The following is a 16066-nucleotide window of genomic DNA, read 5'->3' as shown; positions in this document are numbered from 1 at the left end:
TCACCCGTCCAATGCGTGCGGATCAGCGCGCAGCATCAGACGGGCGAGTTCGGCAGCGCTGCCCAGCTCGGTCTTTTCCATGACGTGCTGGCGGTGCACATGCACCGTCTTCTCGCTGATGTCGAGTTCGCGCGCCACCAGCTTGTTGGGCCAGCCCAGCGCCACCAGGCGGGCCACCTCACGCTCGCGCGGCGACAGGCGCTCCAGCACCGCCAGCGCCTCCTCGCGGCGCGCCACATCGGCGCGCGCCGCGTCGCCCTTGCGCACGGCGGCCACCACGGCGTCGATCAGCGCCTGATCCTTGAACGGTTTTTCCAGGAAATCGCTGGCACCGTGCTTCATCGCCTGCACCGCCAGCTCCACGTCGCCGTGCCCGGTGATGAACACCACCGGCACCGCGCAGCCCTCGGCGCGCAAACGCTGCTGCAACTCCAGCCCGCTCATCATCGGCATGCGGATGTCGAGCACCAGACAGGCCATGTCGCCGTGCGCGGCATGGCACTGTTCGAGGAACTCCTCCGCCGAGGCATGCGCCCGCGCGCTCCAGCCCACCGATTCGAGCAGGAACACCAGCGAGCGGCGGAACGCGGCGTCGTCATCGACGACATGCACGGTGCGGGAATGGGTTTCAGTCATGGGCGGGAATGCTCAGGGTAAAGACCATGCCGGGGCCGTCCGCGGCCTCGCGCGCCTCCAGCCGGCCGCCGTGGGCTTCGGCGATGGTCTTGCAGATCGACAGGCCGAGCCCCAGGCCATCGGCCTTGGTGCTCAGGAAGGGTTCGAACAGGCGCGCGCGGATCACCGGGTCTAGGCCCGGCCCTTGGTCGCGCACGGCGATGCGCAGTACCCCAGCGGAAATCGACAGGCCCACGCGGATCGAGCAGCGCTCCGGCCCCAGGTCGCGGCAGGCATCGTAGGCGTTCTTGAGCAGGTTGAGCACCACCTGCTGAATCTGCAGGGCATCCATTTCCACCGCCATGCCGGGCGCCAGGCGGTCGTCCAGGGTGACCTCCGGTGCCTGCGCCAGCATGCCGCGGAACAGTGCCACCGCCTCGCTCACCACCGCGCGCGGATCGCGCCGCTCGCGCTGCCCGACACGCTTCTTGGCGAAGGCGCGGATGCGCGCCAGGATGGCCGCCGCGCGCTCGGCCTGCTCGGCGATCTCGCCCGCCGCCTCGCGGCTGGCCGCCTCGCTGAGCCGTCCCGCGTCGGCGCGGCGCAGCACGCTCTGCGCGTAATTGCCGATGGTGGCGAGCGGCTGGTTGAGTTCATGCGCCAGCGTGCCGGACAGCTCGCCGAGCACCGACAGGCGGGTCAGGTGATCCACCTGCTCCTGGTTGGCGCGCATGCGCGCCTCGATGGCCTGGCGCTCTTCCAGCGCGGCGCGCAGTTCCTGCGTGCGCACATGCACGCGGTGCTCCACGCGCACGGTGTAGATCACCCAGACCACGATGCCCATCACCAGCGCCGCCACCCATTGCCAGTAACGCTCGGCCAGTGCCATCAGCGTGGGCGCGCGCAGATAGGCGTACGGGCCGATCTGCAGTTCGCGGAACAGTTCATGCACCGACTGGTAATCCGCAGGCACCGCCCAGGACACGCCCTGCGCCGTGCGCGGCATGGACAGCAGGGCCACCGCCACCTCTCTGGCCAGTTCGGGCGAAGTGTGGCGCAGCGTGGCGAGCGGCCAGTCCGGATACAGGCGCGAGGTGGTCGCGCAGGGAAAACCGGGCTCGTCGCGCGGCGCCAGCACGCGCAGGCGTTCGGCGTACTGCGGCATGGATTCGAGCAGACAGGCGCGCACGATGCCGAAATCCGCTTGCCCGTCGAGCACCGCGTCGAACACCCTGGTCATCGGAAAGCCCACCACCTCCCAGGCGGCGAAGGCATGGTCCGGGTCGATGCCGAGGGCCAGCAGTTCACGCCACAACAGCTGATAGCCGCCGAAAGCATCGCGCGACACCAGCGCCACGCGCTTGCCGCGCAGTTCTTCCAGCCGGGCCGGCACCTCGGCGGTACGCGGCACCACCACCGCCGAACCGATGGCGCGTTCCGGCCGCGCCTCGCCGGAATCCAGCGTGAGCACCCGGCTGGCGCCCAGTTCGGCCTCCAGATCCACGTAGTGGCCGGGATTGGTGATGACGAAATCCAGCTCGCCGCGCGCCGCGCGGCTCCGCATGCCCTCGTGATCCAGCGGCAGCCACTCGAAGCGGTACGCCGGCAGGCCGCGCTGCAACTGCTCGCGCACCGGCTTCCAGGCCTGCAGCGTATCGTCCCCGCTCAGGAAGGCCAGCACGCCGATACGCACCACGGCATCATCGGCGCGCGCCGGCGCCAGCCACGCACCGGCGGCCAGCAGCACACAGAACAGGACGGCCGCGAGCGGTGAACGACGGAAAGCGGGCATGTAAGGGGCGGAAAGCGGAAGAATCGACAACACGACGGGACGATACGGTTGCATGGGGCCGCCCCCCGATTTCACCGCGCCATGCCTGGGCAGGCAATAGGTAAAAGCATCTAGCGGACGATTCGCGGGAAACCACGCTATGTGCGCGCGCACCGTGCGCAGAGCGCTACGGCCGTCATGGGAAGTTCGGTCAACGTCAGTCCCCGGCTTTCCGCCAACAGCCGCAACTCTTCTCGCAATGCGGAATCCTGGACGTCCACCGAGCAACCACACTGCTTGCAGACGATGCGAATGTCACCGGCTTTCGTCCCTTCCTGCCGGAGTCCGTACAGCGCTTTTCCCCCGCCGACCAGGCTGTTGCTCCACCATTCCTGCGACACCAGATCGCGCTCGACAAAATCCTTCAGCGCCCGATACACCGTCCCCAGACTTGTGGATGTTCCGCGTTTCAGCAGGCTGTGGAACACGCCCTCGGCATCAAGGCGCTCAGGCGCGCATGCTTCCAGCGCCTGCAACACGGCAATGCGTGCGACGGTCGGGCGCAGGCCCGCCGCGCGCAGGCGCTGCAGCAAGGCTGTCTTGTCGTCTGCCGCGGTTGCGCTCATCGGTACCCTGTTGGTGTTGTGCGGGACAAAACGGCTCACGCGCCCTGGATGCGTTCCGCCCGCTGAAAGATCAGCACGACGGGCAGCAGCCCCACCGCGACGATCGCCAGCGCCGGCACGGCGGCGTTCTCCCACATCGACTCGGTGGTCAGCTGGAAGACGCGCACCGCCAGCGTGTCCCAGCCAAAACTGCGCGTCATCAGCGTGATCGGCATTTCCTTCATGACATCCACCATGACCATCAGAAAGGCCGTCAGCAGGCCGCCGCGCAGCAGCGGCAGGTACAGCCTGCGCAGCAGCCCCCAGGAGCCAAGCCCGAGCGTGCGCGCGGTTTCCTCCTGGCTACGCGTGATGCGCTGCATGGCACTGTCGCTTGCGTGGTAGGCCACGGCCAGAAAACGCGCCGACAGTGCCAGCAGCATGGTTGCCACGCTGCCCTTGAGGATCTGGAAACCCTCGAAGCCCAGCGGCCGCAGCCAGGCAATGAGCAGGTTATCCAGCCAGGCGATGGGAATGAACACGCCCACTGCGAGCACGACACCGGGCACCGCATAGCCAATGACGGCCAAACGCACCACCCAGGCGGTGATACGGTCGGCATGGCGTCGGCGTACGCCGGCCAGTACCAGCGACAAAGTCGTGGCGATGAAGGCGGTGCCCACGGCAAGCAGCACGGTATTTCTGGCGAAATCCCAATAACGCGGCTCCAGTTCTTCGCGCCAGGTGGACAGCGACCACAACACGAGTTGCACGATGGGAATGGCGAACGAAGCCGCGAACACCAGCGCACAGGCGCCAAAGGCCACCCAGCGGTGCCAGCCGCGCAGGACGATGGGCTGGCAGTGGCTGGAAGCGACCTGGTAGCTGCGGCCGCGCTGCGAGCGTTGTTCAGCCGCAGCCATGACCAGCACCAGCAGCACCAGCAGCGCGGCAAGCTGGGCGGCCGCGCCCAGGTTGTGCAAATCGAACCAGGCCTTGTAGAGCGCGGTGGTGAAGGTGTCGTAGTTGAATACCGCCACGGCGCCGAAGTCGGCCAGGGTTTCCATCCAGGCCAGCGCCAGGCCGCCGACGATCCAGGGCCGCGCCATCGGCACCGATACGCGCCAGAATGCCCGGGGCGCGCTCTCGCCCAGCATGCGTGCGGCCTCCAGCGCGCGACGCCCCTGGGTCACAAAGGCGTTGCGCGTGAGCAGGTAGACGTAAGGATAGAACGCCATGGTCAAGACCAGCACGGTGCCCCACAAGCTGCCCCGGATTTCCGGAAACCAGGCGCTGCTGCCGAACCAGTCGCGCAGCCGGCTCTGCACCGGGCCGGCGAATTCGAACAGGCCCATCTGCACGAAGGCCAGCACGTAGGCCGGGAAGGCCAGCGGCAGCATCAGCGCCCAGGCGAAGAAACGCTGGCCCGGAAACACGCACAGCGCCGTCAGCCAGGCCAGCGGCACGCCCACGCACAACACCCCCAGGCCCACCAGCAGCATGAGCAGCGCGGTGTTGGCCGTCACGCGCGGCAGCACGTGACGGATCAGGTGGTCCCACACCTCGGGCTGGGGCGAGAGCGCCGCTCCGATCACGGCAGCCACCGGAATCAATGTGAGCAGCGCGATCGGCAGGGCCAGCGCCCAACCGGGCAGACCCCGCGCGCGGGAGGGCGCGGGCACGGACAGCGCCAGGCTCAACGGTAGCCCACGCGGTCCAGCAGGCGGATGGCGTCGGGCTGTCTTGCGCCGATTTCAGCCGCATTCAGCGGACTGGGTATGAACTGGATACCCCAGTCCTTGATGATGGCGTCGGGCTCGACCGCCGGGTTGACCGGGCTCTCGAAGGTGCCGTGGGTGTATCCGCTCTGCGCGTCGGCCGAGGACAGCCATTCCAGCAGTTTCTGCGCGCCGGCCGGGTTCTTGGCGTGGCGCGTCACGCCCCCGCCCGAAAGGTTGACGTGGGCGCCGCCCTCATCCTTGCCCTGGTTCGCCCAGAACAGGTGCACCTTGTCCTTGATGCCGGCATCGCGCGAGATCAGGCGGCCGTAGTAATAGGTATTGGCGATCCCCACCTCGCATTGGCCCGCGGCGATGGCCTGCAGCAGGCTGGCATCATTGGTGAACACGTCGGTGGCCAGGTTGTCGACCCAGCCGCGCACGATCTGCTCGGCCTTCGCCTCGCCGTGCTTGACCAGCAGCATCGCCACCAGCGACTGCGTGTAGGTCTGCTTGCCGGTGCGCAGGCACAGTTTACCCTTCCACTTCGGTTCGGCCAGGTCTTCGTAGGTCGACAGCTGCTCGGGCTTGACCTTGGACGGATCAAAGAAGATGGTGCGCTCACGGCGTGACAGGCCCCACCAGTGGTCGCCGGGGTCCCGGAAATTGGCCGGCACGTTGGCATTGAGGGCAGGCGAGTCGATCTTGCGCAGCAGGCCGCGTTCGGCCGCGCTCCACAGGTTGCCCATGTCCACCGTCAGCAGGATGTCGGCCGGCGAGCCGGCCCCCTCGGCGGCCAGGCGCTCGGCGATGGCGCCGCCACGGTCGGTGAGCAGGTTGATCTGGACGCCGGTCTCGGCGGTATAGCGGTCGAACAAGGGCTTGATCAACTGTTCGATGCGCGACGAATAGACGGTCACGGTCTGCTGCCCCTGCGCCTGCACGGGCGGGGCAGCCAGGCCGCCAAGGGTAAGAACGGCTGCAACGGCAAAAATGAGGGTAACCAGGCGACTCATTGCAATGACTCCTGCTGATGACAACGAAAAGCTTCGGGCGGCGACGGTCAGCTTTCCTGGGCAAATGCGGCCAGGTGGCGGACCTGCGGACGGATGCCGACCCAATCGCCCACCGCGTGTTCAAGGTATGAAGGAAGGTAGGCCAGCACCAGATCGCCCGAAGACAGTTGCAGCGTGCAAAGGAACCAGGCCCCCTGAAACGATTTGCGCACGAGCCTTGCCCTCACCGGCGAGGTCTCGTCGTACACAATGTCGTGAGCCCGCAGCAAGACCTGGCACTGGCCGGCGCCCTGGAACTCCGCCAATGGGCTCCCGGAGGCGGCGCGCAGCAGCCCCAATGGCGTCCGCATCGCCGCGCCCTCGTCCCGTGGCTCGAAGCGTGCGGGGATGAACACACCATCGCCGATGAAGCGGGCCACGAAACGTGTCGCCGGCCGGTGATAAACCGTATGCACATCAGCCCACTGATGCAGGCGGCCCCGGTTCATGACGCCCACCACGTCACCGATGGCGAACGCTTCCATCTGGTCATGCGTGACGAACAGTACCGTGACGCCGGCGGCCTTGAAGATGGTTCGCATCTCATGGGCCAGGCGTTCGCGCAGCTCCGCATCGAGGTTGGAAAAGGGCTCGTCGAGCAACAGCAGGCGTGGACGGGGAGCGAGGGCACGCGCCAACGCAACGCGCTGCTGCTGGCCGCCGGACAACTCGTGCGGATAGCGCGCCTGCAAGCCGTCCAGTCCGACCCGCGCCAATACCTCGGCAACGCGCGCATTCCGCTCGGCAACGGGCATATCATGGATGCCGAAGGCCACGTTCCCGCTGACGTCCAGATGTGGAAACAAGGCATAGTCCTGGAACACCATGCCGATACGCCGCTGCGCCACCGGTTTGTGCTTCTGCCGGCTGCTGATGGTTTCGCCCTGCAGGGCGATGCGCCCGGCGCTGGCCTCCTCCAGACCCGCGACGGTACGCAGCAATGTCGTCTTGCCGCATCCCGAAGGGCCGACCAGCACGCCGATCTCACCCGCGTTCAAGCCCAGCGATACATCATCCACGGCAGGAACGGCCTGGCCCCGATAGGAAACCTTCAACTGCTCGACGGCAAGAAACATGTATTCAGCACCATTCAAAATGGTTCCTCCCCATGGACGGCTGGCGGAGCGGAACCCGGGACGAGGGTAAGCCCTTCCCCGTCGAACTTTCATTGAATGAGAGCGGTAATTAGAATAAGAATGCGAACAAAAACCAGCTGTATTTCAATTGACGTTTTTTTCACGCACGACCCGCTAGCCTGCCGGAAGACACTGGCTTGCGCTCGATGCGCCAGGCCATGAGGTTCAGATGCCCAGCAACAAGCAGCAGATTCCCTACACCGTCCTGATCGTCGAAGATGAGCACGCTATCGCGGAAAATTTGTTTCTTGCGCTGGAGAGCGAAGGATTCATTCCCGACATCGCACGGGATGCCAGATCCGCGCTGGAACAGTTGGGGCACGAATCGTTCGACCTGGTTCTTCTTGATATCGGCCTGCCAGGCATGGATGGCTATCACGTGCTCAAACAAATGCGCGAAGCGCTGCAATTATCAACGCCCGTGCTGCTGCTGACGGCTCGCACCGCATTGGAAGACAAGCAGATGGGTTTCTCCGGCGGTGCGGATGACTACCTCACCAAGCCTTTCGCGCTTGAAGAGGTGCTCATGCGCGCCAAGGCATTGATCCGCCGTTCCAAGCAGCTTTCCGACACCGCCTTCGTTCTCAAGCATGGGCCATTGCGTTATGTGGTCGCGGATCAGCTCGTCACCGTCAACGGATGCGAGGTCAAGCTTTCGCGCAAGAGTCTCATGATTCTGGAACTGCTCATGAGATATGCCGGCAGAGTCGTTCCGCGGAAAAAACTCGAGGATTACCTGTGGCAAGGCGAACCGCCTTCTTCCGAAGCCTTGCGCAGCCAGTTCCACCTGCTGCGCAAGGCGCTGCATACACATGGATACGATGGTATCGAGACGGTGCACAGCATCGGCTGGCGGCTGGTTGATTCACACGACCCACAGGCATGACGAAAAAAACATCCATTGCATGGCGCATCCGGCTCGTGCTGACCGGGCTCATCAGCCTGGCCGTATGCGTGGCGGCATTGCTGACCTACTGTGTCTATCAGTACATGGAAAACCGGATGATCAGGGACTTGATCCAGACAGAATCAAGCCGCCTGGTCAAGCGCGTTTCACGTTTTGGCGGCAACTGGGAGCGTCCCTTCGAGCGGGACATGGGGCCTTCGATGTTCGCCTGGGGGGAATCGAGAAACGTTCAGGCCGAGAGCCTGCCGGACGAACTGCGCGGCCTGCCCGTGGGCCTGCACGATCTGGACCGGGGCGAAAGCACCTGGCACGTGGCGGTCGCGGACGCGATGGATGGCCGGCTCTACGTGGTGTACGACACCGTCGTCGTGGAACGGCAGCTCAGGGATTTCTCCCTCGCCCTGCTGGGCATCGTCGCGGGATGCTCGCTGCTGGCCGTGCTCATCAGCAGTACCGTCGCGCGCTGGCTGATTACCCCGCTGAACCTGCTGACCGAACGGCTGACCAGATGGGTACCCAGTTCCGGCATGGCCGAAATCCGCCACGTCAATGAAGTGGACCGGCTGATGGAGGTCTTCAACCGCGTGCAGGCCCAGGTCGATGCGTCGATCGCCGACCAGCGCGAATTCTCCGCCAACCTGCATCACGAGATCCGCACCCCGCTGACGGTCATCCGCAGCGATGCCGAACTGATGATCCGCAACAAGATGACGGACCCGGATGTCCTGCGCCCCAAGCTGGAGCGCATCATCAAGGCCGTCCATGAAATCAGCCAGTCCCTGGAAGGCACGTTCAGCCTCGCGTACGCCCGTTTCGAGGACAAGGCGCCCTTCAACATGCACGCATGCGTCGAGGACATCTTCCAGAACCTGCACCTCGAAGCCGACAAGGCCGGCCTGCTGTTCGTGAATGAAGTGCGCCCCGATCACGAAGAAACGCTCAACCACCATGCGCTGATGATCGTGATGCGCAACATCATCCGTAACGCTGTGCTGCATGCCGCGCCGGCGACGCTGGTGATCGAGTCCATTCCCCACGGCCTGCGCTTCACCGACTCCGGGCCGGGCATCGAGCCGTCGGAGCTTCCCAATATCTTCGAACGTTATTTCAGCAACCGCCGCTCGGACCAGGCCCGCGATGAGGGCGGCGCGCCGGCGTCTTCCTCCAGAGCCAACCAGACGGGACTGGGACTGGCCATCGCAAAGCGGGTCTGCATCATCCAGTCCTGGAATCTGGACGTTGCATCCCCGGCAAACGCGGGGAAAGGCACCAGCTTTACCTTGTGCTTCGATCAGGGCGCGATTGCCCGGGCACAGTAATCCATGAACCTATTGCCACCGCTCTCCGCCATCCCGCGCGACGTCGCCGCCGCCGCCGACTATCCGCCTCATGCCCGCGTCCGCCTCGACGACAATGCCTGGGCCTACATCTCCAGCGGCGCCGCCGATGAACTCACCTGGCAGGACAACGCCGCCGCGTTCGACCGCCTGCGCCTCCAGAGCCGGGTGCTGGCCGACGTGCGCGGCGGCCACACCCGCCTGGAACTGTTCGGCCAGACCTTCGCCCACCCCATCCTGCTCGCGCCGGTGGCCTACCAGAAACTCGCCCATCCGGATGGCGAACTGGCCACGGCCCAGGCCGCCGACGCGCTCGATGCCGGCATGGTGGTCAGCACGCTGGCCAGTTGCCGGATCGAGCACATCGCCCGCCAGACCCGGGCGCCGCTGTGGTTCCAGCTCTACCCGCAGCCCGACCGCGCCTTCACGATGGATCTGGTGCGGCGCGCCGAGGCGGCCGGCTATCAGGCCCTGGTCGTCACCGTGGACGCCCCCATCGCCGGCGTGCGCAACCGCGAACAGCGTGCCGGCTTCCACCTGCCGGCCGGCATCGGGGCCGTCAACCTGCAGGGCATGCCGGCCACACCATCGGCGCCGCTCGCTCCCGGCGAAAGTGCGGTGTTCGACCGTCTGATGACCCACGCGCCGACCTGGAACGACATCGAGGCACTGCGTTCGGCCACCCGCCTGCCGCTGATCCTGAAAGGCATCCTCAGCGTGCAGGACGCCCGCCGCGCCCTGGAAGCCGGCGCCGACGGCATCGTCGTGTCCAACCACGGGGGGCGCACGCTCGACACCCTGGCATCGGCGATCGACGCCCTGCCCCCCATCGCCGACGCCGTCGGCGATCGCCTGGTGGTGCTGATGGATGGCGGCATCCGCCGGGGCACCGACGTGCTCAAGGCACTGGCCCTCGGCGCCCGCGCGGTGATGATCGGCCGCGCCTGGCTGTACGGCCTGGCCGCCGCCGGTCCTCTGGGGGTCGCCCACGTGATCCGCCTGCTGCGCGACGAACTGGAAATCGCCATGGCGCTGACCGGCTGCCGTACCCTGGCCGACATCTCGCGCGATTTGCTGGCCCCGGCGCCCCGCCGGGACTGAAGCAGATTCAGGCCGGAACAACCGCGACGTTCGCGGCGAACACGTAACCCTCCCCATACACTGTCTGGATCAGTGCCGGCGCCGCGGGATCGACCTCCAGTTTCTTGCGCAGACGGCTGATCAAGGTATCGATGCTCCGGTCGAACACGCCGATACCGATACCGCGTCCGGTCAGATCGAGCAGGCGGTTTCGGCTCAAAACCACATTGGGGTGTTCAACCAGCACACTCAAGATACGAAGTTCGCCCGTACTGAGCGCCATGATCTCCCCCTCTTTGTTGCACAGCTTTCGACGCCGCATGTCGAGCTTCCATCCTTCGAACACGTAGCAGACTCTCGCCGAGGATTCACCGGTTTCGCGCGTCCGGGGGAGCTGTTCGGCCGTCGATGTCCCCACGGCAGCCATGCGTGTGCGCCGCAATACGATCTTGATACGGGCAACGAGTTCACGCGGGCTGAAAGGTTTGACCACGTAATCGTCCGCGCCGATTTCCAGCCCGACGATCCGGTCGTCCTGCTCACTCATCGCCGTCAGCAGAATCACCGGAATCCGATGGCATTCGGACACATAGCGGCACAACGACAGACCATCTTCCCCAGGAAGCATGACGTCGAGCACGATCAGATCAAAGCGTGTGCTGCCGAGCAGACTGCGCATTTCCACGCCGTCCGCCGCACTCGTTACCGCGAATCCGTAGTTGTGCAGATATTCCGTCAGCGATTCGCGTATATCCGGATGGTCATCGACGATAAGAATCTTGCCTGAATGTGTCATTTGTATCTTTCAAAAGAAAATTTCATTCTTGATTACGGCACATCAAAACACATTAAAACAATACAAAACATGCGCCGGCAAATTAGAGACAAGATCAATGAGTACGATTCTTATTCCCGCCAGACGGGAATTTTAATTCCTTGATTCCGGCAAAGGAAGCTTTCTCTGCACTCCGGAATCCGGATTTTTCTTTTATTGCCATGGAAGGATTTCCGAGATGATTGTCTCCAAGCGTCGCCACCGAGCTTTCCCCGTTACGCCAATCGCGCTGGCGCTCACGTGCGCCGGCACGAATACCGCGCTCGCCCAGGGCGCAGCGACAACCCTTCCACCGGTCGAAGTCACCGCGCCGGCCCCGCGCCCTTATGTCGAAGAATTCGGCTCTTCGCCGAAATTCACCGCGCCGCTGCTGGAAACCCCGAAATCGGTCACCATCATCACCGAGGAACTGATGCGCGAACGCGGCGCCACCTCGCTGACCGAAGTGCTGCGCACCACGCCCGGCGTCACCCTGGGCGCCGGCGAAGGCGGCACACCGCTGGGCGACCGACCCTTCATCCGTGGCTTCGAGGCCGGCACCGACATCCAGATCGACGGCCTGCGCGACCTCGGCCGCGCCTCCCACGAAGCCTTCAACGTCGAAAGCATCGAAATCGTCAAGGGACCGGGCTCTGCCTATTCCGGCACCGGCTCGACCGGCGGCAGCATCAATCTGGCCAGCAAGACGGCGCGCAAGGAAGACTTCACCGCCGGCAGCGTCACCCTGGGCACCGACAAGCTCCGGCGCACGACGGTGGACGTCAACCGCTATTTCGCCGAGCCGGACATCGCCGTCCGCCTGAACGCGATGAAACACGATGCCGACGTCGCCGGCCGCGACGTGGCCGAGGTCAGCCGCTGGGGCATCGCGCCCACCGTCACCTGGGGTCTGTCCGGCCCGACCCGCGTGACGGCGAGCTATTACCACCTGAAGACCGACGACATTCCCGATCAGGGCCACCCGGTGTCGCTGATTACCATGAAGCCGGCCAAGGTCAAGCGCGAAAACTTCTACAGCCATGCCGACCGCGATTTCCGCAAGACCACCGCCGACATCGCCACCCTCGGCGTCGAACATGATTTCAGCGACGCGGTGACGCTGCGCAACACCCTGCGCTACGCGGAAACCATGCAGGACTACATCATGGGCCGGCCGGTCTTCCGCAATGTGGCGCAGGAGCAGAGTGGCATGGTCGGCAACGACTTCCGCAGCCGCTACGTGGAAAACCGCTCATTCATCAACCAGACCGACCTGTTCGGCAGCTTCGAGCTGGGCGGATTCAAGCACAGCTTCGCCGCCGGCCTGGAAATCAGCCGGGAAACCATCACCAACCGGAACAAATACACTGGCAACAACACCAACGGCAGTCTGCACAACCCGGACCCCTACGCCGGCGGCTGGACGGTCGGGCGCGGCAACGGCCGGGTCTCCAGCAGGTTCCGCACCGATGTCCTCGCGGCCTACCTCTTCGACACCATCGCGCTGAACCCGCAGTGGGATGTGAACCTCGGCCTGCGCTACGACGACTACGACGTGGAAAACCGCGTTGCCAGCGGCGCCCGGTCTTCCAGCCAGATGTGGAACTACCAGGCGGGAGTCGTCTATAAGCCGGTGTCCTACGGCAGCATCTATCTGACCTACGCCACCTCCTCCAACCCCTCTGGCGAAAATACCCAGTCCGGCGGGGCCGACGGCGCCGGCGCCGGCAACCTGAACGGCAACAAGAGCGATCTCGACCCGGAGAAGAACCGCAGCTGGGAACTGGGCACGAAATGGGATCTGCTCGACCGCCGGCTGTCGCTGACCGCCGCCGTCTTCCGCATCGAGAAAACCAACGCCCGCGTCACCGACCCGGTCAGCGGCGATGTCGTCCTCGCCGGCGACCAGCGGGTGAACGGCTTCGAGATCGGCGCCACCGGCCAGATCACCGACGCCTGGTCGATCTGGGCCGGCTACACCTATCTCGACGCCAAGGTGGTCAAGGCCGGCGGCAGCGGAGCCAACGACGGCAATCGGTCGAAGTTCGTCGCGCCGAACAGCTTCACCCTGTGGACCACCTACGCCCTCAACGACCGCTGGACGGTCGGCGGCGGGGCCAACTACATGGACAAGCGTTACATGAACGACGCCAACACCATCAGCGTGGATTCTTACTGGCGCTACGACGCGATGCTCGGCTACAAGGTCAGCAAGAACATCGACCTGCGCCTGAACGTCCTCAACGTGACCGATGAGACCATCTACGATGCGTCCCATGTCGGTCTGTTCGCCAACGTCGCCCCCGGCCGCTCGGCCGAACTGACCGCGAACTTCCGGTTCTGACCCATCCGCTTCCGGGGGCATGCCCCCGGGAACATCTGGCTGGCGGGACGCAATCCGGTTCCTCCAGCCAGCCTTTCTGGAATCGACACCGATGATGCTCCATATTCCCGGGCTACTGACCCCGGAAGAACTGGCCGAATGCCGCGCCCTGCTCGCCGCCGCGCAATGGGAGGACGGTCTGACCACCGCCGGCGGCCAGGCCGCCCTGGTCAAGCGCAACCGCCAGTTGGCGGAAAACACCCCGACGATCGCGCGCCTACGCGAAATCGTCACGGAGGCATTGCTGCGCAATCCGCTGTTTTTCTCCGCCGCACTGCCCAAGTGTATTCTGCCGCCCTTCTTCAACCGCTACGAGGACGGGGGGCATTACGGCAATCACATCGACAATGCCATCCGCTATGCGCACGGTAGCCGCATGCCGGTGCGCACCGACGTATCCACCACTGTTCTCTTTTCCGACCCGGACGAGTACGAGGGCGGCGATCTGGTCATCGAGGATACCTACGGCACCCACGAAGCCAAACTTCCAGCGGGTGACGCCATCGTCTACGCATCGACCAGCCTGCACCGGGTGGAACCCGTCACCAAGGGTGCTCGCCTCGCGTCCTTCCTATGGACGCAAAGCATGGTGCGCGACGACTGGAAGCGCCACATGCTCTTCGAGCTCGACATGAACATCCAGAAGCTGCGCGCCCAAGTCGGTGAAACCGCCGAAACCGTCGCGCTGGTGGGGCACTACCACAAGCTGCTGCAACTCTGGGCCGAAACCTGAGCCGCGCTCACCGGGAAACTCGCGCACGGGGGTTGTGCGCGGTCCGAAGTTCACGCTCGGCCTGCCGTGCCCTGGATTCGAGCGGCTGCACGAGCGTCACCAGATCGGCCGCCCGTCGTTCCGCCTCGTCCAGCCGATGCTTCCAGGCTTGTCGTCTTGCCCCCTGTTCCTGTGTTCTGAGTCATCGGCCCGGCAATCGGGTGCCTTCGCGCCGCCCGCTCAGGCCTCCAGCGCCTTGATGTGGGTGATGACCTCGGCGATGGCCTGCTGCGCGCTGCCGTACAGCATGCGGCAGTTGTCCTTGTAGAACAGCGCGTTCTCGATGCCGGAATAACCCGCTCCCTTGCCGCGCTTCACGACGATGACGTTGTGCGCCTGATCCACGTTCAGAATCGGCATGCCGTAGATCGGGCTGGTCTTGTCGGTGCGCGCCACCGGATTGACCACGTCGTTGGCCCCGATCACCAGCGCCACGTCCGCCTGCGGGAACTCGGCGTTGATCTCCTCCAGATCGAAGATCTTGTCGTAGGGCACCCCGGCCTCGGCCAGCAGCACGTTCATGTGTCCCGGCATGCGCCCGGCCACCGGATGGATGGCGAAGGCCACCTCCACCCCGCCTTCTTCCAGCAACTGCGCCATCTCCCAGACCTTGTGCTGGGCCCCGGCCACCGCCATGCCGTAGCCGGGCACGATCACGACCTTGGAGGCATAGCGCATCACCGAGGCCGCATCCAGCGCGGAGAATTCCTTCATGCTGCCTTCGATCGCCTCTCCGCCGCCGGACGCCGCGCCGCTGATCGGAGTGAACAGCACGTTGGAGATCGGCCGGTTCATCGCCTTCGCCATCAACTGGGTGAGCAGCGTGCCCGAGGCGCCCACCACGATGCCCGCGACGATCAGCGCCGGGTTGCCCAGCACGTAGCCTTCGAAACCCACGGCCAGGCCGGTGAAGGCGTTCAGCAGCGAAATCACCACCGGCATGTCGGCCCCGCCGATGGGGCTGGTGAGGATGGCGCCGAGCAGTAGCGCGAGGATGAAGAAGGCGACGATGAGTTCGCCCTTCACCTCCCCCGCGGCCACGATCGTGCCGCCCAGTACCAGCGCGGCGAGCGCCAGCACGATGTTCACCACGTTCTGTGCCGGCAGCCGCCAGGCTTTCTTCATGATGCCCTGCAGCTTGGCAAAGGCGATGCACGAGCCGGAAAACGCCACCGAGCCGATCAGCGCGCCCAGCACCGCCAGCGTGGTGACCACGGTGCCATGCACCTCGCCACGGGCGAACTCCAGCGCCGCGATGGCCGCCGCTGCACCGCCGCCCATGCCGTTGTAGATCGCCACCATCTGCGGCATGTCGGTCATCCTGACCACGCGGCCGCTCCACCAGGCCAGCGCCCCGCCCAGCACGATGGCGAGGATCATCAGGTCGAAGTTCTGCATGCCCGGGGTGGCAAAGGTGACCAGGGTGGCAACAATCATCGCCAGCCCGGCCCAGACGATGCCCTTGCGCGCCGTCACCGGCGAACTCATGGCCTTCAGGCCGAGAATGAACACCACCGCGACGGCGAAATAGGAGGCGTCGATAAACCATTGGGCAGTCATTGCGCGCCCTCCTTGGCCGCGGCCTTGGCGCCGCCGGGTTTGAACATCGCCAGCATGCGTTCGGTAACCACATAGCCGCCGGCCGCGTTGGCCGCGCCGAGGAACACCGCGACGAAGCCGATCGCCAGTTGCAGCGGGCTCTCCGGGTCGGCATGGCCGAGCACCACCATGGCGCCCACCAGCACCACGCCGTGGACGAAGTTGGAACCGCTCATCAGCGGCGTGTGCAGGATCACCGGCACGCGGGAGATCACCTCGTACCCGGTGAACGCGGCCAGCATGAAGATGTAGAGTGCGCTAAAGCCTTCCATGT

14 protein-coding genes are annotated in these 16066 nt (G+C 65.2%); 5 read left to right on the top strand and 9 right to left on the bottom strand.

From position 1 onward, the window contains the following. From E6C76_RS03330 to E6C76_RS03305, 6 genes are all read right to left on the bottom strand, one after another. Positions 1-636 carry a response regulator transcription factor gene (locus E6C76_RS03330; protein WP_136346819.1) on the bottom strand — a complete coding sequence of 212 codons (636 nt, stop codon included), beginning with the start codon at positions 634-636 and terminating at the stop codon, positions 1-3. After that, the gene (locus E6C76_RS03325; RefSeq protein ID WP_136346818.1) at positions 629-2407 is read right to left on the bottom strand and encodes a sensor histidine kinase; all 1779 of its coding nucleotides are present in this window, start codon (positions 2405-2407) and stop codon (positions 629-631) included. Before E6C76_RS03325 ends, E6C76_RS03330 begins: the two co-directional genes overlap by 8 nt. Before the next feature lie 137 nt (positions 2408-2544). Next, positions 2545-3051, bottom strand: a complete 507-nt coding sequence (locus tag E6C76_RS03320; RefSeq protein WP_136346817.1) for a Fur family transcriptional regulator — start codon at positions 3049-3051, stop codon at positions 2545-2547. Continuing rightward, positions 3048-4673 carry an ABC transporter permease gene (locus E6C76_RS03315; protein ID WP_211090087.1) on the bottom strand — a complete coding sequence of 542 codons (1626 nt, stop codon included), beginning with the start codon at positions 4671-4673 and terminating at the stop codon, positions 3048-3050. The genes E6C76_RS03320 and E6C76_RS03315 overlap by 4 nt, the downstream gene beginning before the upstream one ends. A 14-nt stretch (positions 4674-4687) precedes the next feature. Then, positions 4688-5725, bottom strand: a complete 1038-nt coding sequence (locus E6C76_RS03310) for an extracellular solute-binding protein (protein WP_136346816.1) — start codon at positions 5723-5725, stop codon at positions 4688-4690. Between the two features lie 47 nt (positions 5726-5772). Then, on the bottom strand, positions 5773-6840 hold the full coding sequence (locus E6C76_RS03305; protein ID WP_136346815.1) for an ABC transporter ATP-binding protein: 1068 nt from the start codon (positions 6838-6840) through the stop codon (positions 5773-5775). A 229-nt stretch (positions 6841-7069) separates the two neighbouring features. Between E6C76_RS03305 and E6C76_RS03300 the strand changes: the two genes are divergently transcribed. The 3 genes from E6C76_RS03300 to E6C76_RS03290 are packed head-to-tail and all read left to right on the top strand — an operon-like array spanning position 7070 to position 10245. Continuing rightward, positions 7070-7786: a response regulator transcription factor gene (locus E6C76_RS03300; protein ID WP_136346814.1), complete on the top strand. Its 717-nt coding sequence runs from the start codon at positions 7070-7072 to the stop codon at positions 7784-7786. After that, on the top strand, positions 7783-9126 hold the full coding sequence (locus E6C76_RS03295; protein WP_136346813.1) for a sensor histidine kinase: 1344 nt from the start codon (positions 7783-7785) through the stop codon (positions 9124-9126). Before E6C76_RS03300 ends, E6C76_RS03295 begins: the two co-directional genes overlap by 4 nt. Positions 9127-9129: 3 nt before the next feature. Further along, positions 9130-10245 carry an alpha-hydroxy acid oxidase gene (locus tag E6C76_RS03290; protein ID WP_136346812.1) on the top strand — a complete coding sequence of 372 codons (1116 nt, stop codon included), beginning with the start codon at positions 9130-9132 and terminating at the stop codon, positions 10243-10245. 7 nt (positions 10246-10252) lie between these two features. Here E6C76_RS03290 and E6C76_RS03285 read toward each other — a convergent pair whose 3' ends face one another. Next, a complete protein-coding gene (locus E6C76_RS03285; protein ID WP_136346811.1) occupies positions 10253-11020 on the bottom strand; it encodes a response regulator in 768 nt (255 codons plus the stop codon). A 217-nt stretch (positions 11021-11237) separates the two neighbouring features. On the opposite strand from E6C76_RS03285, the gene E6C76_RS03280 reads away from it, so the two are divergent. After that, the gene (locus tag E6C76_RS03280; protein WP_136346810.1) at positions 11238-13382 is read left to right on the top strand and encodes a TonB-dependent receptor; all 2145 of its coding nucleotides are present in this window, start codon (positions 11238-11240) and stop codon (positions 13380-13382) included. Between the two features lie 91 nt (positions 13383-13473). Next, complete coding sequence (locus tag E6C76_RS03275) at positions 13474-14154, top strand: Fe2+-dependent dioxygenase (RefSeq protein WP_136346809.1); 681 nt, start codon at positions 13474-13476, stop codon at positions 14152-14154. A 219-nt stretch (positions 14155-14373) separates the two neighbouring features. On the opposite strand, the gene E6C76_RS03270 is transcribed toward E6C76_RS03275, so the two are convergent. After that, a complete protein-coding gene (locus E6C76_RS03270) occupies positions 14374-15753 on the bottom strand; it encodes an NAD(P)(+) transhydrogenase (Re/Si-specific) subunit beta (RefSeq protein ID WP_136346808.1) in 1380 nt (459 codons plus the stop codon). Next, positions 15750-16064, bottom strand: a complete 315-nt coding sequence (locus E6C76_RS03265; RefSeq protein WP_136346807.1) for an NAD(P) transhydrogenase subunit alpha — start codon at positions 16062-16064, stop codon at positions 15750-15752. The genes E6C76_RS03270 and E6C76_RS03265 overlap by 4 nt, the downstream gene beginning before the upstream one ends. Between the last annotated feature and the right edge of the window lie 2 nt (positions 16065-16066).

It is taken from the genome of Pseudothauera nasutitermitis (genome assembly GCF_004801295.1).
Taxonomy (GTDB): domain Bacteria; phylum Pseudomonadota; class Gammaproteobacteria; order Burkholderiales; family Rhodocyclaceae; genus Pseudothauera; species Pseudothauera nasutitermitis.
Note: the sequence above shows the minus strand (reverse complement) of the source record. Positions and strands in the feature narration are given on the sequence as shown.